Here is a 20,020-nt window from a genome sequence, read left to right as displayed (position 1 = left end):
ACCTTGCATCGGCATATAATTAGTTGACCCTAAGGAAATTTGGAAATCAAGCCTCAATTCCCAGGGTATTCGCTCTGCGTGAGGCACGGCACACGGGAATCTATGACGAAATCCAAACAGAATACGCTTTTCGTGGGGACATTGGCAAAAGGACTGAGGGTTCTGCGCGCCTTTGATGAAACCCACACGGAGCTTTCTCTGGTCGAGCTTGCCAGCCTTACCGGTCTGGACAAAAGCGCCGTTCAACGCTTGGCAAATACTTTGCATCTTGAAGGCATGCTCGACAAGGATCCCGTCACCCGCCGTTACCGCCCGACACATGCCTGGCTGCAACTGGCCTATGCCTATTATTGGTCCAATCCACTGGTGGCGCGTGCGATGCCCAAACTGATCGACCTGTCCCAACGTCTGGGTGAAACGGTGAACCTTGCCGAGCTATCAGGCGACAGGATCATCTATACCGCGCGACTGCCCTGTACCCGCACGATTTTTGCCGCATCTGTCCCCGGGCGTACGGTTCCCGCGTTGAACACATCTGCGGGTCAAGTGATCCTGGCGACGCACCCAAGCGACGAGCGCGACGCCGCCATTCGCGACTGGCATCTGCACGCCCATACCTCACGCACGACACTGGACCGCGCCGAAATTGCCCGCCAGATCGGCACCGTGGTCCAAAACGGATTTGCGATCACCCATGACCAGATGATCCTGAGCGAGATCGGCATCGCCTGCGCGATTCGTGGACCTGACAGCAGAGGCCGGGCAGCGGTACATTGTTCCGTGTCCGCGCATCATTGGGACGAAGCGCGGATCAAGGCAAAGATACTACCCTGGCTTCTGGATGCAGCCAATGCGATCTCACCGATTCTGCGCCCCTGACTGCCCTGTGACCGGTCTGTAACAGGGACCCGGAACGGCAGAATTGGCGGGATCCTGTCGGATGATGCAAGCACCGCCAGAAACAAAAACGGCCCCCGCCCCCTTATTGAGGGCAAGAGCCGCAGTGTCGCGCATGTTGCGTGGATCAGACGATTACGTCATCCAGCAGATCCTCGACTTCTTCATCCAGCGTTTTCAGTTGGTCTTCGGACACCGGTTTCAGCACCGGTACACCGGCAATATACCCGACATCATACTGGCCGCCTTCGCAATCGCCGTCTGGTGTATCGACGACTTCTTCGGAAGTCTCGGTCAGCTTGATATTGTCAATGCGAACAACCTCGTTCGACGATGTGAAATCGGAGACAAAGCGGAACTGCAGGTCACCCTTCACATCATCAAGCACACCACCAGAGTATGACAGGTTGCTGCCGCCTTCGGTGATTTCATTGCCCGTTTGGTTGCCCACCAATGCTGTCTTGCCGTGGTTGACCTTGAACGTGTCCAATGTCTTCCAGTTGTCTTCGTCGATACGCACCTGCAAGGTCATGCAATCGGCGGCCCATCCCCAGGATTCGAAGTTACAGGCATTGTCGACGGAGGCGTCAAAACTGAAGGTTGCATTTCCGTCTGTCTCGACGGCGGCCGTCTTGAGAATACCATCGTTGCAACCGTCCGTGCGTGCCGCACCACCTTGAACGTCCCAGCCGCCGTCGCTTTCAATCGCGGCAGAATCATCCGGGTCGCTTACATCATTGAAGTCTTCGCAAAGCAGAACCGTTTCCACGGTTTCTGTTGTGCCGTCTTCGGGTACTTCCTGAGTAGCTGTCACCGAGACATTGTCGATCTTGATATATTCGTTGCCACTGGTGATGTCTGAAACCACGCGGAACTGTGCGCTTTCCTCTGCCGTGTCCAGGATGCCGCCGGAGTAGGTGACGGTGCTGCCGGAATTGCCAAAGGACTGACCGGTTTCAGACCCGACAATCGCCGTGCCCTGGTNTCCAGCAGAACCCAGCCGCCGCCATCGATGCTGACCTCGACGCGCAGGCTGTCTTCGCCCCAGCCGCAGTTTTCGAATACACGGGTATCGTGGGTGTTCAGGTCCATCGTCAGGGTGACGGGGCCGTCAGTATCGATTTCGTTGAAGGTCAACGTGCCATCGTTATAGCCGTTGGTGACCAGCTTGTCCCAGGCCGCAGCCCAGCCCGTGTTGCTTTGCACGATGTTGGAATCCCGTGCATTGTGCAGATCATCGAAATCATCGGCCAGGACTTCTTCGACGATCGTCGTCGTGGGCGCAGAGGTAGAGCCGCCTTCAGCCTGTGTCGCGCTGATCGAAACATTGTCGATCTTGATATATTCGTTGCCACTGGTGATGTCTGAAACCACGCGGAACTGTGCGCTTTCCTCTGCCGTGTCCAGGATGCCGCCGGAGTAGGTGACGGTGCTGCCGGAATTGCCAAAGGACTGACCGGTTTCAGACCCGACAATCGCCGTGCCCTGGTTGTTGACCTGATATTCGTCCAGCAGAACCCAGCCGCCGCCATCGATGCTGACCTCGACGCGCAGGCTGTCTTCGCCCCAGCCGCAGTTTTCGAATACACGGGTATCGTGGGTGTTCAGGTCCATCGTCAGGGTGACGGGGCCTTCGGTTGAAACCTCCTCAAAGGTGACGGTGCCGTCATTGTAGCCGTTGGTGACCAATTTGTCCCAGCCGGCAGCCCAGCCTGTGTTGCTTTCAATGATGCTTGAATCCGAGGGGCTGTGGATGTCGTTGAAGTTTTCGAACAGCACGACCTTGGAGACCAGTACAGGCGGATCACCCGGGCCGTCATGGGTGGTCAGAACCTGACCATTACCCCCGTCAGAATTGACCACGGTGGCGAGGCTGCCCAGATCGAGATCCTGCAGCTGTAGCGGACCATTGTCCGACCACAGTGTAAAGTTGGCCTGCGGGACCGTGCCTTCGGTGGAATTGTCGGATAGGCCGAACTGGATACCGATGTCATAATTGTCTGTCACCTGGGCACCGTTTGCCAGCGTATTGACGCTGTCGGCCGCCGCCTGAATGCCTGTTACCGGAGAAAAGATAGTTCCAGAATTGGCATCCGGGTAGAAATTGATTGAATCGAGCTGGCTGTTGTCAGCCAGATCAAAGAATATACCGTCGATATCGCCCACCGGCTGTGCCGGGTCTGTGGGTGCAATCGACACAAAAACTGTACCGGATGGAGTTTCTGTCAGGGTTACGGTGACCTGGGGGTCACACCCGAGTGTGACCGTAACGGGGACTTTTACAGGCGTGGCATTGTCAAGCATTCGTGGCTCCGAAGTGAATTATCGATGTCACAATTCCGTAATCCCGCGCGTATGTGGCGTCAGCAAAAAACAAACATTGGCCACAATTGAGCACCATTCCGGTCAGATTTGGGAGATTGGTGCCAGTAATTGTTTCACCTTCGGCGCCAATACCAAGCCTTTGTAATTATTGTAATTCACACCAATTTTCAGCCGCAGGAAAGGCTCGAATCATCCGGGTCTTTTGTGTAAATGGGGCAGCGCCACCGTGAAATGCTGCGTTTGGAAATGTGACACCGGAAAATTTAGACGTCATATTGTTATGCCCCCACAGCATCTGACCGGCAGTTGCTGTGGCGTACGATCCAGGCCTGCCCCCCCCGCAGACAGGCGGCAACTGGACCGTGCAGACGTTTGGGACGTTATTCGAGCGAGCGAAGCAATTCCTGTGACGGATCACCTGTGGGTTGCTGGCCAATGCTACCTTGATAGGCGCTGATGGCCTTGCGGCTGTTCGGGCCGACAACACCGTCGCTGCCGCCGGTGTCGAACCCCTTGGCCGTCAGGCGTTGTTGCAGGCGCACGCGGTCGTCTTTGGTGAGCCCGTATTTATCGGGGGGGAAGCTGGCGCGGATCGGGCCTCCGCCTGCGATGCGATCGGCCAGATGCCCTACGCCAATCGCATAGCTGTCGGAATTGTTATACCGTTTGATCACGTTGAAATTGCTGGTCACGGCAAAGCGCGGCCCGCCTGCCTGCGGCTGGATCATGCGGCCACTGGGAGCGTTGTTGCCGAATTCCCCGCCCCATTTCCGCCCTTTGGTCCAGCCATTGCGCGACAGGTAGGCCGCAGTGGAAGCAAGCGAATCTTCGGGGTTTTCCGACCAGATGTCGCGGCGGCCGTCGCCGTTGAAATCGACGGCAAAGGCTTGGTAGGAGGTCGGTATGAACTGGGTATGGCCCATGGCACCGGCCCAGGACCCCTTGAGGTTGGCCGCGGTGGTGTCGCCGCTTTGCAGGATTTTCAGGGCAGCAACCAGTTGCTTTTCAAAGAAAGCCCCGCGCCGCCCGTCAAAAGCGAGGGTGGAGGTGGAAGAAATTACCGGCACGTTGCCGCGCCGCTCTCCGTAAAAGCTTTCGAGGCCCCAGATCGCGGTCACGATTTCGGCGGCAACGCCGTAGCGGGCTTCGACCGCGGCGAGGGTGTTGCGGTAGCGCGAAAAGGCAGCACGGCCTTTGGCGACACGTTCGTCCGATGCCGCAATGGCAAGGTAGTCTTCCAGCGTGCGGGAAAATTCGGTCTGGTTCCTGTCTCGCTTGACCACACCGGGCAAATAGCCGGTGTTGCGAAAGGCGACGGCAAGAACATTCGACGAGATGCCCTGCCCCACGGCGCGGCTGCGGAAATTTGTCACCCATGCGTCATAGGCTGGATTTGCAGCCGGGCGCAGGTCCGCAGGCAAGCCGGCGGCATCGGTTGTTCCTGCGCGCGGGCCCAGGGTGCCGCCCGTGCCGCAGGCGCTGAGGCCGAAGGCACCAAGACCCAAGAGTGTCGATCTACGTGAAAGGTTCATCTGCTCTGATCCATTCTGTTTTACACAACCCTAGCGCAGGAAAATCGCCGCGGGAAGCAGGGTTTGAACCCCACAGATCAGATCGGCGGATTTCGGACAGCCCATTGCCGGGCCTGCGCCACTTCAAGTGACAAAGTCAGCCCCTGACCAAAGCAGAGGCTTCAGAGACCAGTGTCCAGCAACGCCTTGATCTGCGCTTCGGATGTGCCTGCGACTACGCGCCCCAACTCATCCTCGCCGCGCAACACGATCAGCGTCGAACGGCGGGGGATTTCACGAAAAAGGGTGACATCGGCATTTTTGTAGGTATCCCAGTCGACCTTTACAAAGATCATTGCTGCGTCATAGGCGGGATTGTCTTTGCGCAGCGCTTCGATGACACGTTCCTGGCGTTTGCAGGTACCGCACCAAGTTGCCGAATAATCGACAAAGACGGTTTTGCCTTTGTCGAGGGCCGCGTCGATAACCCCCGGCGTATAAGTGACATAATCGGCAGCAAAAGCGGTGATCGGCATCAAGGATGCAGCAGCCAATGAGACAAGGAAGGAACGGCGTTTCATATTGTTTTCCTTAGAGTTAGAGGGCGACAGATAGATCCTGGAGCCAGATCGGCATTAGATCGAGCACCCAAGCTTCGACAATGTGGTGGATTTGGAAAACAAGCACCACTCCGACAGCAATGAAAGTAGCACCGAGGATGGATCTGGAGCGCCCCGCGATGCTGCGCAGCATCTGGGCACGGGTGCGGATTGCCTCGCGGGCTCCCAGACCCAGCACAAGGATCACTGTCGAAACTCCCAGGGCAAAGCTGGTCATGACCAACGTGACAAAGCCAAGGTTTTCGCCGCGCGAGGCCAGCGCGATTGCGCCGCCCAAAGTTGGTCCGATGCAGGGGGACCAGACCGCGCCAAGCAGCATCCCGCCGATAAACTGGCCTTTCATTGCCGAACCGTCGAGCCGATTGATCCGCACATCCGCCCCCGCTGCGATGCCTGCGGTTGCCTGTTCAAACCGGTGGGCAAACATCGGCACCAGGAGGATCAGGCCAAAAACGATCATCAAGACCGCGCCAATCTGCGCCAGCCGATCCTGGGTCAGACCGATTGACGCCCCAAAGGCCGTCACCAACACTCCGAAGGCGACATAAGACAAGCTCATCCCTGCGGCCAGGGCCATGGGGCCCCAACGATCTGCGTTCAGCGCAGTGGCCAGAACGATGGGCAGAACCGGCAGAACGCAGGGATTGATCAAGGTCAGCAGACCCGCGAGGTAGGCAAAGACGAATTCCATGCAGTTGATGTGAATGCGAACGCAGGCCAAGGCAACAAAAATGCGTTGATCCCTCGCTCACGTTGGCGTCAGCAAAAGCGGATCGCGCCATAGCGCTTGCCCATGGGATGACATTCGATCATATTCAGATAAGGGAATTATTGGAGGGCGGTAAAGTGATTTCACGACGCAAACTCATTGCTGGCGGTGCGGGACTGGTCGCTGGGCAGGCGCTTGGTCTGATGCCAGGCATGGCGCATGCGCAACTGATGGTTGGAGATATTCAGCTGGATGTTGCCAGCGATGGCTCCCTTACCCTGCCAGGCAGCTTTATCTTTGATCCGATGCCGAAGGACGCCCTGTTGCCCATTCTGGAGAAATACGGTCAATCCGCCGAGATTCTGACCCCGCCCTGCAATGTGACATTGATGCGGCAGGGCGATCGCGTTGTGCTTTTCGATGTGGGGTCCGGCCCGGATTTCGCACCGAATTCGGGCATATTGCTTGAATCTTTAGAGGCGCTTGATGTTGTGCCGGAAGACGTGACCGACATCGTTTTTACCCATGCACATCCTGATCATTTGTGGGGGGTACTGGATGATTTCGACGATCCGCTGTTCCCTGAAGCCACCTATATGATTGGCAAAACAGAGTGGGACTACTGGATGAACCCCAATACGGTGAACGAGATCGGCGACTCCCGCGCTTCATTTGCTGTTGGAGCCCAGCGCCGGTTGGAAATGATCGAGGACCAGATCACCTTTGTTGGCGATGGTGATGAGGTATTTCCGGGGGTAATGGCACATGCGACCTTTGGCCATACGCCCGGACACATGGCGTTCGAGGTGCGAAAGGGCACCGAGTCAGTCATGATTTTGGGCGATTGTATCGGCAACGATCACATCGCCTTTGCCAGGCCGGCCTGGCATTCAGGGTCGGATCAAGACCCTGAAACAGCGGCAGAGACCCGGGTTAAACTGATGGATCAGCTGGCACATGAGAAGACCCGGGTGATCGGGTATCACCTGACCGGTAACGGTATCGGATTTGTTGAAAAATCTGCTGACGGCTATGCCTTTTTGACGGAGAAATGATAATGCGACACCTCATCCTTGCTTTTGCCCTTTGCGCCACATCTGCCTTGGCGAGCGAAGACATCGCGGACCAATATCCCGCCTCGATACTCTACTCCAAGCCAGTCGAGGTGATCCCGAATGTGTTTTCGGCAATCGGTGCCACCGCGCCGCCGACCTATGAAAACGCAGGGCACAACAACAACCTGAGCTTTATCATTACCGGTGACGGTGTGGTGGTTGTCAATGCGGGCGGATCCTATTTGCTGGCCAAAGCACTGCACCATGAAATCAAGGCGGTGACCGACCAGCCCGTCAAACTGGTGTTCAACGAAAACGGCCAAGGTCATGCGATGCTGGGCAATACCTATTGGGCCGAACAGGGCGTTGAAATTGTCGCCCATACAGAGGCCGCCATCGAATTCGAGGAATACGGCGCGCAATCGCTGAGTGCCGCACAACGCAGTTTGAAGGAGCGTGCGGACAAGACCGAAGTGACGCTGCCGACGCAGACCTTTGACGACACCTACAAGGTCGAGCTGGGCGATATGAGCATTGAAGCGCGGTATCTTGGCCCCGCTCACAGTCCTGGTGATATAGTGGTCTGGCTGCCGCAAAAGAGCCTGGTCATATCCGGCGATATGGCCTTTCACGAACGTATGCTGCCGATTTTCGAACATACGATGACTGCCGACTGGATCGAGACATGGGACACGGCGTTTGAGCCGCTGGGCGCGACCTATGTAATCCCCGGTCATGGCCATCCGACGAACATGGATCAGGTGCGCCGCTATACCCGCGACTACCTGATTTATCTGCGTGAAAAGATCGGTGCCCATCTGGACGAAGGTGGTGATCTGGCCGAGGCCTATTATGTGGATCAATCGCCTTACGCGCATCTGGACACCTATGAGGAACTGGCCACCAAGAATGCCGGTCGTGTCTATGAACAAATGGAGTTTGAATAGGCAACACAGGCTTTTTCCGGCGCGAACGTTGATCTACATCAAGGTTCCCACGCCCCTTGATGCTAAGACTTGTCCCGAACCTATTTTGGGGGACAAAGCGTGGAAAACCTGATTGATACCCTCGGCGACGGTCCCGTCCTGTTCGGGCTTTCCTGTCTCATCGGCATCCTTTTTGGTGCGGCTGCCCAACATTCGCGATTCTGCCTGCGGGCGGCGACAATCGAGTTTTCCCAGAATATCTGGGGACCACGTATCGCGATTTGGTTCGTGGCGTTCAGCGCTGCGGTGGTGAGTGTGCAAGCCGCAATCTGGTTTGGGTTTCTCGACCTGTCGGACGCAAGACAAATCGCGGCAGAAGGCAGCCTGTCAGGTGCCATCATTGGCGGCTTGATGTTCGGATCGGGCATGATCCTGGCGCGTGGCTGTGCCAGTCGTTTGCTGGTCTTGTCGGCAACAGGCAACCTGCGTGCGATGATCACCGGGCTGGTCCTAACATTGACCGCGCAGGCCTCTCTGCGGGGCTTCCTGTCACCGCTACGTGAAAAGCTGAGCGCGGTATGGACGGTCCCAGGCGGGCCGACGCGGGATTTACTGACCTATTTGGGAACTTCCCCTGCGTTGGTTGCGGGCCTCGCGTTGATCTGTCTGGCGCTGGCGATCGGTTTTGCGCGCTACCGGGGCAATTCGTCCGGACGGATTGCCGCTGCGGTGCTGGTCGGCGCTGCGATTTGCGCGGGATGGCTTGCCACCTATGGAGTATCGCAAAGTTCCTTTGAGGTGGTGCAGGTGTCCTCTATCACTTTTACCGGCCCATCAGCCGATACCTTGATGGGATTCATCAATGAGCGCCAACTGCCGATGGGTTTCGGGTCCGGCCTTGTCCCTGGGGTCATTGTCGGGGCTTTCGTCATGGCCGCCTTGAACGGGGAGGCGAAAATCCAGCGGTTCGAACCTGAGATGCCGATGGAGCGTTATCTGATCGGGGGAGTAATGATGGGTTTTGGCAGCATGTTGGCGGGCGGATGCGCGGTGGGTGCGGGCATGTCGGGGGGATCGATCTTTGCCCTGACAGCCTGGCTGGCCTTGCTGTCAATGTGGGTGGGAGCCGTGATCACGCATCGCATTGCGCAGGGCGGCTTTGGTGGCAGGACTGCGCGCATTAGCCCGCAGTCCTGACGATCAATCTCCGACCGCTTCGCGGGCGATGTCGTCCAGAAGCGCCTGCACTTCCTGCATCGGACCCTTGGGATAATTGCGATAGCCAACCATCACCCGGCCCTGACGTTCGGCCACGAATATCCCATAGGGGCAATGGGCGATGTTCATCGGGTTGATTTCCATCACCTTTCTGGACAGAACCGCAGAACAGAAAACATAGACATCAGCCGCGACAAACAGAGGTTCGGTGCTGCCGACGTCGGCGCCAGTGCGGTTCAGCATTTCACCGGTATGGCTGACATAATCAATCACCAGACCCTTACCAATGATTGCGTTTTCCACGCTGAAGGCGGCGTCTTCGAAGCTGCCATCAAAATCGTAGACCGTTGACGTGTCACCTGCCTGTGCCGCAACAGCCATGGCCAAACTTGCGATGCCGCCCAGTATAAAGGATTTCATATTCGTTTCTCCCAAAGTTGTCGTTTCAGTTTAATGAGAAAAGCACAGGGGGGACTTTGATCTAGCGCAAAGTCCCCGCCATGATTTCTAGCCGAACATGTCAGCGGTAATCCCCGCGTACCAACCTTCGGATTCTTCGTAGGTTGCACGGCGTAGGTCCGCACTTTCACCGGTTGACGAGATGAATCCGTCGACCTTGGCAATTTTTTCGTCCGTGGCCTCGTAGGTTGCGCCGACTTTCACGCCGTTGTCGGTGTCGATCAGCGACCAGCAGGTATTCGAGAACTTGGCCGGGAATACCTTTGATCCTGTCAATGCGCCGCGTACCGCATTTGCGCAGACCTTGGCCTGGGAATTGGCCGAAAAGCCGGATTTGGGCATATCGCCCTGCTGTGCGGCATCCCCCAGAACATAGACATCCGCATCCGCCTTGGAGGACATGTCGGCCGCATTCACAGGCGCCCAGTTGCCATCGGTCACTTGTGCCAGTTCGGCAATGTGCCCGGCCTTCATCGCGGGGATGACATTGCAGACATCAACCTTTGTTTCTTCACCATCAATCGTGACGGTCATTGCCGCAGGATCAACCGAAACATTGGCACCACCAAATTCCGATCCGATCCAGTCGATCATGCCAGAATAGGAATCGGCCCAACCTTCCTGAAACAGAGCTTGTTTCGAAAACTTGTCCTTGGGATCCGCGACGATAATCTTGGCGGTGGGGTTATTTGCCTTGAGGTAATGGGCAACCATGGACACGCGTTCATAAGGCCCTGGCGGGCAGCGATAGGGGTTTGGCGGGGCGACCATGGCAAAGGTGCCCCCCTCTGGCATCGCCATGACCTGAGCCTTGAGCAATTCAGTCTGCGAGCCGCCCTTGTAGGCATGTGGCATGGCGTTTTGCGCGGAAAGATCCCAGCCTGCGACCGCCCCTTCGACAAAGTCGATACCGGGGCTGAGGATCAGTTTATCATAGGACATTGATCCGCCACTGGCCAGGGCGACGGTCTTGGCTTCGCGGTCTACGCCAATGGCCCAATCATGGACGACGTTTACCCCGCCCGCTGCGAGGGAGCCGTAGCTATGGCCAAGGTCATCGATTTCCTTGAAGCCGCCAAGATAGAGATTCGAGAAAAAGCAGGTGTAATACATGCGCGTCGGTTCGATCAGCGTCACCGCGATTTCGCCTTTGCTGTCCTTGGCGATGTAGCGGGCGGCTGTGGCACCGCCTGCTCCGCCGCCGACAACAACAACATGTGGTTTGCCATGGCCGGCCGCAAAAACCCTGGGGGCGGCGAGCGTGGCAACGGTGGCGGCGCTGGAGTTGATAAAGGCACGTCTGTCGAGTTTCATGGTTTCTCCTCCCGATGATGTGGCCCCGATTATTCGAGATCCTCAAAATATGCAGCAAGGGCTGCAATCTCTTCCTCAGATAGGCGCCCTGCCATCATCTGCATGACGGGATGCGGTCTGAGCTTGCGTTTGTAGGCGTGCATGGCAACGACAAATTCTTCGGTCGGCCAGCCGGATATGCCCGGAATACCGTCATTGGCACCACTGCTTTGGTGGCAAGTCAGACATTCACTGGCTAGGTATTCACCATACTCCGGATCGCCCTGGATGGCGAGGATCGCCGGGTCCAGGTCATGATTTGTCGCAGTGGCGGTTGGTGCTGCCTCGGGAATATCGGAAGGGTTGTCAGAAAAAGCCCGCAGATATGCCAGCAAATGCGCCCGTTCGGTTGCATCCTTGATACCGCGAAAATTCATCCTTGTTTTCGAGACCAGCGCCTTGGGATTTTCGACATAGGCATCCAAGGTCTGTTCCGTCCAGACCAGCCCGTCATCGCCGGCGCGGTCCATGCTTTTGGAGTATTTGTATTCGGGGTCAGAACCGGCGTGCCTGCCGAAGATGCCGTTCAAATGCGGGCCGACGCGATTTTGCGCGTCTGAGCCGATCTCATGGCAGGTTTTACATTGTTTGAAAATCTTTGCGCCCTTGTCTGCATCTCCAAACTCGTTTCCCCAAGAGACCCCCGCCGAAAGAACTGCGGCGAGGGTCAGGGAGGTTTGGATATGCCAGCGCACGAGGCTACTGCGCGACCGACTTGAGGTATTCGATCACTGCGGCCAGATCACCGTCCTTCTTGAGACCAGCAAAAGACATCTTGGTGCCTTTCATGTAGGCCTTGGGTTTTGCCAGGAAAGCTGAGAGTTCAGCCTCGGTCCAGATCAGCCCTTCTTCGGCAGCGGCTTTCATCGGTTTGGAATATTTGAATCCCTCGACCGCACCGGCGGGCTTGCCGACTACGTTGGTCAACACCGGGCCGGAACGGTTCTTGGCTCCTTCACCAACCTGGTGGCAGGATTTACACTTTTTAAACACCTTTTCCCCTGCTGCAGCCAACGCCGCATCAAAGGTTGCGACGGCTTCAGCGGGGGCCGCCTCGGCTGTTGCTTCGGCTGGTGCCTCTTCGCTGGTCGCTGCGGTTTCGGTCACAGCGGGTTCCTGTACCGCAGAGGTTTCTTCGGTTTCGGGTGTAACGTCCAGAACCAGGGCACGCATGGTTACCTTGACCGGGGCATCCTTGCAGTTTTCCATACAGGCTTCGCCGCTCCAGGCCGGGTATTCCGTTTCGGCACGATCATCAACAAAGAAGCCATCCGCATTGGGCATTTCGACGTCAAAGAAAGTCTCTTTTGACAGAACGAAATCATCCTCGATCAGGTCGTTGGAATACAGGATGTAGGCGACAATGGCATAAACTTCGTCGTCGTTCAGGGTGCCTGCATTGCCGTAGGGCATTGAGCGTTTGATATAGTCAAAGGCCGTCGACAGATAGGGCCAGTAGGAACCAACGGTCTTGAGCGGGTCATCGTGATCAAGGGTGTCGGCCCCGCCCGCAAGCTTGGGCCAATTGTCGATCCCTTCGGCAAAGTCGCCGTGGCAGGATGCGCATTTTTCGGAAAAGATGCCCTCGCCGTCGATGGCATCTCCGGAACCGGCGGGCAGACCTGCGCCGTCGGGACTGACATCACCGTCCCAGGCCGCGATTTCTTCGGGCAGTGCGGTACGCCCAAGACCGAGTTTTTCGGCCGCAGCGGGGCCTGCGGCAAGGGCGACAGCGGCGCAAATCGATAGGGATTTAAGAAACTTCGACATTTTCAGCCTCGCCGTTGCTGCGCACCAACCATGTCTGGATGCAGTTGTTGTGATAGATCGAGTTCAGTCCGCGCACCTCGCGCAGCTGCGTCTTTGTCGGCTGGATATATCCTGTGTCATCGATTGCACGGCTTTGCAGCATCATTTCCGAGCCGTCCCAATCAGTATCAAGATAGAACCGGGTCAGAGCCATCTTTTCACCGGGTTTGGCCAGACGGGCGGTTTCCCATGTCATCCCTCCGTCCTTGGACACATCGACGCGTTTGATTGCGCCCCGACCCGACCATGCGAGGCCGGTGATCACCAGAGGGCCCTTGCCATGAGTGATCGGTGCCTGCGGGCTGGGGCTGGTTACTACGGATTTTGCATCCATCGCCCAGGTCCACTTGCGGCTGGTGCCATTGGCAAGCGTGTCTGTGTATTTGCTGGTTTCCTCGCGGCTTTCTACAGGGCCGTCCATGACCTCGATCCGGCGGATCCATTTGACCCACATGTTGCCTTCCCAGCCCGGCACGACAAGGCGAACCGGATAGCCGTGTTCTTTGCGCAGGGCTTCACCATTCGCCTTGAAGGCGATCAGGCAATCATCCAGCGCCTTTTCCATCGGAATCGAACGCCCGTTGGACGAGGCATCAGCACCTTCGACAAAGACCCATTTATCCTTGAGGTCGCCCGCCGTATCCAGACCCGCCTCTTCAAGCAGGGTTCGCAAGGGCACGCCGGTATATTCCATGTTGTGGATCATACCGTGCGTGAATTGCGCCCCGTTCAGTTGTGCACCGGCCCATTCCATGCCGGTATTCGCCGCACATTCGCAGAAATAGACGTGGTTCTCGCGTGGGAACCGTTCTAGATCGGCGTAGGAAAACACCAGCGGATTATCCACCAGTCCATTGATCATCAGACGGTAATCTTCCTTGCGCAGTTCGATGGCCCCGGAGTGGTGCCGTTCAAAGGCGCAGCCCTGCGGTGTGATGGTACCGTCCAACGCGTGAATCGGTGTGAAATTGATCGAACTCACGGTATCGGCTGTGAGCCATTCCACATTTCGTCGGATCACGTCGCTTTCGAATTGAATCGGCATGCCATAGGGCGTTGCATCCACACCGTCGCCAAACTCACGCGCCCATGGCTGAACTTCGGTGATCAGCGGATCCGGTATATCCGCCTGGGCGCTACCGGCGGCGGAAATTGCGGCACCGGCCGCAAGTCCACTCGCCAGAAACTCTCGGCGTGACGGCTTGTTCGTCATGGCATTTTCCTCTTTGGTTTTTTCTCTGCGCCGATGCCCGAAACGTCAGGGGCGGATGTAGGCGTAGTCTTGTTCTTGCAATTTGATCAGGCGCACGACACCGGAAGGCACCACTGTTGCCTCATCCATCAGCGCTACCTTTTTGCCTGCTTTCTTTTCCATATTGGCCAGTGTGTTGCCGCAGGCGGAAAATGACAGGTTTTCCATCGACAGCGACATGGTGGAAATGCGGTCTTCGACAGGGCTTTTGCCCGGAACAAACATATTCAGCCCCGGACCATAGGCAACAAGTTCTACCATCACGGTGTCGCCCTGCGCCTCATAATAGCTGGTCAGATTGGCCACGTTGTTCAGGGCTATGTTCATGACCTTGGGATCATTTTCATCCACATGCACAGCCACGCGGTGCATCTGGCCTTCGGCCAAAGCACCGGTTGCCAGCATCGTGGCAAGCAGACCGCCTGCAATCGTTCTTAACATTTCTTCTCTCCCTTTTTGGGTCGAATTACGTGCCGACCACTGTCACGCTGTTGTTCGGATCAAGCGAAATCGTACCCTGTTTGGCGATATGTGCCTCGACCACATCCCAGATCTGCGGGCCTTCGGTGCCTTCGTTGACCGACGCCCAGCCTGCGATCTGATAGGTCTTTGCCGGATCGATCATTTCACCGGTTTTGAGCAGGGTCATTTCGGTGATGCGATCCCCCTGCGGTTTGGTCACGTCAATGCGGTAGCCAAGACCACCCACACGCACCATATCGCCGCCCTGCTGGTAATAAGGATCAGGGTTGAACAGGTTATCGGCCACGTCTTCCAACACGACATGCAAGAATTCGCCGGTCATTTCAGTGCGATATGCCTGTCCGTATGACATTGAAGTGACATTCCAGATGTCTTCACGGGTGATGTCCTGACCTGGCAGGATCGATGGCCCCCAGCGGACGCCCGGCGACAATGCGATGTCTGCGTCGCGTTCCGAGATCAGCGCATCACAGATCAAATCATCCCAGGTGCCGTTGAAATTACCACGGCGGTAGAGTGTTTGATCATCTGCGGTTTTGCCAATGACCTCGGCCAGGGCGTCTGCGTAGGGGGCGCGCTGTTCGTCGATGACCTTTGTAACGGCGGCATCCGGGGTGATGACATCCGAAAAGATCGGGATCAGCTTGTGACGGAACCCCATCATGCGCCCGTCGCGCACATCCAGATCGACGCGGCTGACGAATTTTCCATTAGAGCCGGATGCGACAATGATCGTTTCGCCCACCAACACCGGTTCGGGCAGGGCGTCATGGGTATGGCCCGACAGGATTACGTCAATGCCGGTAACCTTGCCCGCCATCTGTTTGTCGACGTCAAAGCCGTTATGCGACAGACAGACGACCAGTTCGGCCCCCTGTGCGCGGACCTCGTCCACCATTTCCTGCATGCGTTCGTCACGAATACCAAAGGAATATTCGGGGAACATCCAGCCTGGGTTGGCGATGGGCATATAGGGGAATGCCTGACCGATAACAGCGATTTTCACGCCGCCGCGTTCAAAAAACTTGTAAGGCGGGAAAAGTTCTGTTGGTTCATCCCACTCTGCATCAAATATGTTTTGACCGAGTGCGGCAAATGGCAGGCCTTCGACGATTTCATTCACCCGATCTGAGCCAAGTGTGAATTCCCAATGAAAGGTCATCGCATCGGGTTTCAATGCATTCATCACGTTTACCATGTCCTGGCCCTGGGTGTGATAGCAGGTATAGCTGCCGTGCCAGGTGTCGCCCCCATCCAGCAGCAGCGCATCGGGACGATCGGCGCGAATGGCGTTGATCACGGTCGACACCCGGTCCAGCCCGCCAACTTTGCCATAGGCTTTGCCGAGGGAGGCGAAATCATCATATGTCAGCGCATAGGCAGAGGGGCTGCCGTCGTCGATACCGTAAAGTTTGCGGAAATCGGCACCGGTGACATGGGGCACCGCGCCCTTGTTGTCGCCGACACCGATATTGACCGAAGGCTCTCGGAAATAAATCGGTTTAAGTTGCGCGTGGATATCTGTCACATGGATCAGAGAAACATTGCCGAAGGTATCAAATTCAAGCAGTTTGTCCTGAGTTAGCGATTGCTGCGCGGCGACCCGCGCCCAATTGCCAAAGCCGGACCCTCCATAAAGCGCTGCGGCGGCCATGCTGGTTTGCAAAAAGTCACGGCGAGAAATCATGTGATGCTCCCTGGAGCGCGAACATATGCGCATTTATGAATAAGTTGAAAGTGAAAAAGGCCCCGTTCCGAAAACTCGGACGGGGCCTTTCAGGATTAGTTGCGGACTGAAGGGCCTTCGACGCTCAGACCGTTACCACGTGAAGCGACATAAAGTTCAAGTGCGATGAACTCGGCGCTGCCTGGCTTGTATGTTTCCGCGCGCGTGTCGCGGATACAGCCTTTGAAACGTGAGTGTGAGCCGTTCAGCTTGGTGTTTTTCAGACGATACACCGGAAAGCCATTGATCTGGCCCTGACTCAGGTGGTCGGCGCGGATCATCTTGCCGTAGTTGTCCTCGTGGCAATTTGCGCATGACAGCTCAAGCTGGCCTGTACGGGTGTAGTACAGTTCCTTGCCCATTTCCCATGTGGACTGCGCCGGACCGTCAATGGCGACGTTCATGGGCAAGCCACGTGAAACAGAAGAAAGCGCCGCTTCCATGTTGATTGCCGGGCCTTTGTCATAGCCCCAGGCCTCTGCGCCCATACGCTCTGTCCGGCAGGCGTTCACCTGCATTTGCAGCGTCCGCATTTCGCCAGCTTCTTCGTTCCACTTGGGGTATGTGGGCTTCACGCCCGCCATGCTTTCCATACCATCGTGACAGGACGCACAGGATTTGCCTTCGGTCCCCTCGACAGTGTCCCAGGATTCCTGAGCTTTCTCGACAAAGATCATGCCCGGATTGTCGAAATCATCCGCTTGCATGGCGCGGGTTTCAGTGCCGCGAAACAACCAGCCCGACATCACCTCGTCAAAGGCATCCGACAGATGCGCCGGTGCCGCGGTGCGGGTGACCAGCGTGATGTCTTCGTTCAGGATCAGCGTGTCATCAACCGGATCAGCCGATACAAATGATGCCGTCAACACAGTGGCCAACAAGGCTCCCGTCAGTATTTTCATGATGTCCCTCCCAAGACTTGGCTTCAGCCGATCGCGATTTCTTTGGTCTCTTCGTAGACAGAGCCGTCGTCGTCATACCATGTGAATTTGAATGCGCCGGCCTCTGGGACCACCGCTTCGAATTCGAAGTACGGATTGGTGGAAATCGCCGGTTCCAGCGTGATGTCGACCACGTTTTCACCATTAAATTCACAGGTGAACCGGTTGATGATCGAGCGCGGGATGACGTTGCCGTCGCTGTCTTTGCGTTGACCGGATTCCATCTTGTGGCTGATCAGCGTCTTGATGGTGACCGTATCACCAGCAGCCGCTTTTTTAGGGACTTTGACGCGAGGCTTTACACCAGATGCCATGATTATTCTCCTTGAACCTGTTTAGCCGCCGCAGCCGCCGATGGTGACTTTGACCGCACTTGTTGCCTGAACGAATGAGCCATCCTCAAGCTTTGCAATCGCGACGACATCCTGCGTACCCGCGAGGCGGATGCGTGTTGATGCGCTGCGGGATGCGGCCAACTTGCCGAATTTGAATGTCGCAACAGCCGGTGTCGGGTTGCCAGTCGCGAGGACCATGATCTCGACCGCGGTTTCCGAGGACACTTCAATCGGCACGGTATTGCCGTTCTCGGCGATTTCGGGCGCTGTCAGGGTGATGTCACCTTCGCCGACTTCGGCACCGCCGGTGAAAGCAGCGATAGCATCGTCGGTTGACGCCGTTGCGTGGATGGGCAGACCTGCGACCAGCAGCGCACTGGCCCCGAGCAGGATTGCATTACGTCGTGTGAGTTCCATGAACTTACTCCTTTATGCCGGTCCGATGGCCGCGGGGCCACCCCTACCGGTTTGGATTATTCTTTGAGCGTGGCGAGATAGGCCACAACATCTTCAATCTGCTGGGCGCTCAAGAGCGGCCCGAAAGTGTCATCAGCGGCCTTACCCGTGTAGGCATTGCCGGGACGAATGAAACCCTCGGTCTTGTAGAAAGACGGCATCATGCTGTCTTCGAACATGACCTTGGCATTGGCCACGATCCCGCGCAACTCGGCCTCGCTCCACCGGTCACCGGCTCCGTCCAGCGGAGGGCCGATTTCACCCTGAAACGGCACATCGGCCAAGTCATTGACCATGTGACAGGCAACGCAGTTCCCTTGCCCTTTGTCCCCGACAATGATGCGGCCATTGGCGGCATCACCTGCGGTACCGGACAACGATTGCTCAACTGCGCCATCGTCGTTGAAGCTGACTGCGGTTGGCAGCACTTCTTCAGCGAAAGCCGTCGAAGCGATGAGCCCCAGTGCGGCGGCTGAAATGACAGAAATCCTCATGCGTCCTCCCAAACGTATTATTTGGCACACCGTAGCCTAGGCCATCATGATGGCGCAACAACAAATTCAACTCTTTGAATTATATTATTCAAGCGGGGCGTCAGACCGCCTTAGTTCCCTTGCTCTGCAAGCTTGCGGGCGTGATATTTCTGAAATGGTTCGTCTGATTCGTATCCTTTCTCGACAACCCAATTAAGCATATTGAAAGTCGTGTGGCGCCCGAAAGCTCCCGGCATGGTAGCAACCGCGACCTGCGTCGCACCGACGTCTTCGGTAACCTCTTCGGGAAAAAACAGAATCATCGGCGTGAACAGCGCCCCCCATTTTTTCACCATGTCTTTTTCCGGCAGTACGGTGCCGTCAAAGTCCGTGACCTCGACATCGCCGAACATGTTGATCTGGACCACAAAGAAGTTTTCAGTGATGTACTCTGCCACCTCGGGCACCGAAAACACCTCTTCGTGCATCTTCTTGCAGTAGACGCAGCCACGCTGTTCGACGATCACCATCAAACGCTTGTCTTCGGCATTGGCCTCCCCCAGGTCTTCGCGCAGATCCTTGAAGGTGTCGCGCATCCAGGTCTCTTTGTGCAGACCGTCATCGCCTATTTCGCTTGCAAAAGCGCCCAGGGCCATCGCAACCAGCGTGACACCCGCCAAAATCAAGTTTTTCATCAGACTTCCTTTCGATTAACGCAGCACGCCAATGTCCGGCCCAATGGCCAGCATCCATTGCGCGATATAGTTCATTGAATTTGTCGCGATCAGCAAACCGAAGACAATCAGCATGCCACCCATAATCTTTTCGATCAGACCAAGATGGCGGCGGAACCGGACCATCCAGCGCATGAACGGGCCGATGAACAGCGCTGCCAGCACAAAGGGCGCGGTCATGCCAAGGCCGTAGACGAACAACAGCCCCGCGCCTGTTGATGCGGTTTCCGCCCCCGCGGCGGTAAACAGAATGGCGGCCAGGACCGGGCCGACACAGGGCGTCCAGCCAAAGGCAAAGGCAAGACCAATCACATAGGCCCCCAACAGGCTGGTGTTTGACGTGTCCCCCGCGTCTGCGCGTAACTGTCGATAGAGGATACCGATGCGGATCACGCCAAGAAAATGCAGGCCCATCGCAATGATGATAGCCGCAGCGATCCAGCGTAGAATATCAAAATATTCGCGCACGACCTGCCCAAACGTCGTTGCCGCAGCCCCGAGTCCCATGAAGATGGTGATCACGCCCGCCGCAAAAAAGGTCGCCGCGAGGACAGCACGCAGACGTGTTTTGCTATCGATCTGCGCATCTGCTGAGATCTGGTTCATGCCGATTCCGGCGAGATAACTAAGGTAAAACGGAACAATCGGCAGGATACATGGTGAAAGAAATGATAATAGACCTGCAAAAGCGGCCCCAAGGTAGGTAATCTCAAGCATGTCCGTGGCGAGTCCTTGTAT

The 20,020-nt window shown here is 56.6% G+C and carries 21 protein-coding genes; 4 read left to right on the top strand and 17 right to left on the bottom strand.

Annotation, left to right across the window (positions count from 1 at the left end; translation table 11 throughout):
* Nucleotides 1–102 precede the first annotated feature (102 nt).
* A complete protein-coding gene (locus OS190_RS12565) occupies nucleotides 103–879 on the top strand; it encodes an IclR family transcriptional regulator (RefSeq protein ID WP_267159050.1) in 777 nt (258 codons plus the stop codon).
* 145 nt (nucleotides 880–1,024) lie between these two features.
* On the opposite strand, the gene OS190_RS12560 is transcribed toward OS190_RS12565, so the two are convergent.
* The 4 genes from OS190_RS12560 to OS190_RS12545 form a co-directional block, all read right to left on the bottom strand.
* Nucleotides 1,025–1,765, bottom strand: a complete 741-nt coding sequence (locus OS190_RS12560) for a hypothetical protein (protein ID WP_267159049.1) — start codon at nucleotides 1,763–1,765, stop codon at nucleotides 1,025–1,027.
* Nucleotides 1,766–3,602: 1,837 nt separating this feature from the next.
* A complete protein-coding gene (locus OS190_RS12555) occupies nucleotides 3,603–4,754 on the bottom strand; it encodes a lytic murein transglycosylase (protein ID WP_267159048.1) in 1,152 nt (383 codons plus the stop codon).
* 161 nt (nucleotides 4,755–4,915) lie between these two features.
* Nucleotides 4,916–5,314, bottom strand: coding sequence for a thioredoxin family protein (locus OS190_RS12550; RefSeq protein WP_267159047.1), 399 nt, complete (start codon nucleotides 5,312–5,314; stop codon nucleotides 4,916–4,918).
* A 16-nt stretch (nucleotides 5,315–5,330) separates the two neighbouring features.
* The gene (locus OS190_RS12545; RefSeq protein WP_267159046.1) at nucleotides 5,331–6,044 is read right to left on the bottom strand and encodes a cytochrome c biogenesis CcdA family protein; all 714 of its coding nucleotides are present in this window, start codon (nucleotides 6,042–6,044) and stop codon (nucleotides 5,331–5,333) included.
* A gap of 221 nt (nucleotides 6,045–6,265) precedes the next feature.
* Between OS190_RS12545 and OS190_RS12540 the strand changes: the two genes are divergently transcribed.
* The 3 genes from OS190_RS12540 (at nucleotide 6,266) to OS190_RS12530 (ending at nucleotide 9,240) form a co-directional block, all read left to right on the top strand.
* Nucleotides 6,266–7,117 carry an MBL fold metallo-hydrolase gene (locus tag OS190_RS12540; RefSeq protein WP_416237407.1) on the top strand — a complete coding sequence of 284 codons (852 nt, stop codon included), beginning with the start codon at nucleotides 6,266–6,268 and terminating at the stop codon, nucleotides 7,115–7,117.
* A gap of 2 nt (nucleotides 7,118–7,119) precedes the next feature.
* The gene (locus tag OS190_RS12535; protein ID WP_267159044.1) at nucleotides 7,120–8,064 is read left to right on the top strand and encodes an MBL fold metallo-hydrolase; all 945 of its coding nucleotides are present in this window, start codon (nucleotides 7,120–7,122) and stop codon (nucleotides 8,062–8,064) included.
* Between the two features lie 99 nt (nucleotides 8,065–8,163).
* A complete protein-coding gene (locus OS190_RS12530; RefSeq protein WP_267159043.1) occupies nucleotides 8,164–9,240 on the top strand; it encodes a YeeE/YedE family protein in 1,077 nt (358 codons plus the stop codon).
* 3 nt (nucleotides 9,241–9,243) lie between these two features.
* On the opposite strand, the gene OS190_RS12525 is transcribed toward OS190_RS12530, so the two are convergent.
* From OS190_RS12525 to OS190_RS12465, 13 genes are all read right to left on the bottom strand, one after another.
* A complete protein-coding gene (locus OS190_RS12525) occupies nucleotides 9,244–9,681 on the bottom strand; it encodes a DUF302 domain-containing protein (RefSeq protein WP_267159042.1) in 438 nt (145 codons plus the stop codon).
* 87 nt (nucleotides 9,682–9,768) lie between these two features.
* On the bottom strand, nucleotides 9,769–11,034 hold the full coding sequence (locus OS190_RS12520; RefSeq protein ID WP_267159041.1) for an NAD(P)/FAD-dependent oxidoreductase: 1,266 nt from the start codon (nucleotides 11,032–11,034) through the stop codon (nucleotides 9,769–9,771).
* A gap of 29 nt (nucleotides 11,035–11,063) precedes the next feature.
* Complete coding sequence (locus OS190_RS12515) at nucleotides 11,064–11,768, bottom strand: c-type cytochrome (RefSeq protein ID WP_416237403.1); 705 nt, start codon at nucleotides 11,766–11,768, stop codon at nucleotides 11,064–11,066.
* 4 nt (nucleotides 11,769–11,772) lie between these two features.
* The gene (locus tag OS190_RS12510) at nucleotides 11,773–12,843 is read right to left on the bottom strand and encodes a c-type cytochrome (RefSeq protein WP_267159040.1); all 1,071 of its coding nucleotides are present in this window, start codon (nucleotides 12,841–12,843) and stop codon (nucleotides 11,773–11,775) included.
* Nucleotides 12,827–14,095 carry a sulfite dehydrogenase gene (gene soxC, locus OS190_RS12505; protein ID WP_267159039.1) on the bottom strand — a complete coding sequence of 423 codons (1,269 nt, stop codon included), beginning with the start codon at nucleotides 14,093–14,095 and terminating at the stop codon, nucleotides 12,827–12,829. The genes OS190_RS12510 and soxC overlap by 17 nt, the downstream gene beginning before the upstream one ends.
* A gap of 45 nt (nucleotides 14,096–14,140) precedes the next feature.
* Complete coding sequence (locus tag OS190_RS12500) at nucleotides 14,141–14,575, bottom strand: DsrE family protein (protein WP_267159038.1); 435 nt, start codon at nucleotides 14,573–14,575, stop codon at nucleotides 14,141–14,143.
* A 25-nt stretch (nucleotides 14,576–14,600) separates the two neighbouring features.
* Nucleotides 14,601–16,304, bottom strand: a complete 1,704-nt coding sequence (gene soxB, locus OS190_RS12495; RefSeq protein ID WP_267159037.1) for a thiosulfohydrolase SoxB — start codon at nucleotides 16,302–16,304, stop codon at nucleotides 14,601–14,603.
* 95 nt (nucleotides 16,305–16,399) lie between these two features.
* Entirely contained in the window at nucleotides 16,400–17,245 is an 846-nt protein-coding gene (soxA, locus tag OS190_RS12490) for a sulfur oxidation c-type cytochrome SoxA (protein WP_267159036.1), read from the bottom strand.
* 23 nt (nucleotides 17,246–17,268) lie between these two features.
* On the bottom strand, nucleotides 17,269–17,598 hold the full coding sequence (gene soxZ, locus OS190_RS12485) for a thiosulfate oxidation carrier complex protein SoxZ (RefSeq protein WP_267159035.1): 330 nt from the start codon (nucleotides 17,596–17,598) through the stop codon (nucleotides 17,269–17,271).
* Nucleotides 17,599–17,619: 21 nt separating this feature from the next.
* Complete coding sequence (soxY, locus tag OS190_RS12480; RefSeq protein ID WP_267159034.1) at nucleotides 17,620–18,036, bottom strand: thiosulfate oxidation carrier protein SoxY; 417 nt, start codon at nucleotides 18,034–18,036, stop codon at nucleotides 17,620–17,622.
* A 56-nt stretch (nucleotides 18,037–18,092) separates the two neighbouring features.
* On the bottom strand, nucleotides 18,093–18,569 hold the full coding sequence (gene soxX / locus OS190_RS12475; RefSeq protein WP_267159033.1) for a sulfur oxidation c-type cytochrome SoxX: 477 nt from the start codon (nucleotides 18,567–18,569) through the stop codon (nucleotides 18,093–18,095).
* Between the two features lie 110 nt (nucleotides 18,570–18,679).
* The gene (locus tag OS190_RS12470; RefSeq protein ID WP_267159032.1) at nucleotides 18,680–19,243 is read right to left on the bottom strand and encodes a thioredoxin family protein; all 564 of its coding nucleotides are present in this window, start codon (nucleotides 19,241–19,243) and stop codon (nucleotides 18,680–18,682) included.
* A 15-nt stretch (nucleotides 19,244–19,258) separates the two neighbouring features.
* Nucleotides 19,259–19,999 carry a cytochrome c biogenesis CcdA family protein gene (locus tag OS190_RS12465; protein WP_267159031.1) on the bottom strand — a complete coding sequence of 247 codons (741 nt, stop codon included), beginning with the start codon at nucleotides 19,997–19,999 and terminating at the stop codon, nucleotides 19,259–19,261.
* Between the last annotated feature and the right edge of the window lie 21 nt (nucleotides 20,000–20,020).

Source organism: Sulfitobacter sp. F26204, from assembly GCF_026410305.1.
Classification (GTDB): domain Bacteria; phylum Pseudomonadota; class Alphaproteobacteria; order Rhodobacterales; family Rhodobacteraceae; genus Sulfitobacter.
Note: the sequence above shows the minus strand (reverse complement) of the source record. Positions and strands in the feature narration are given on the sequence as shown.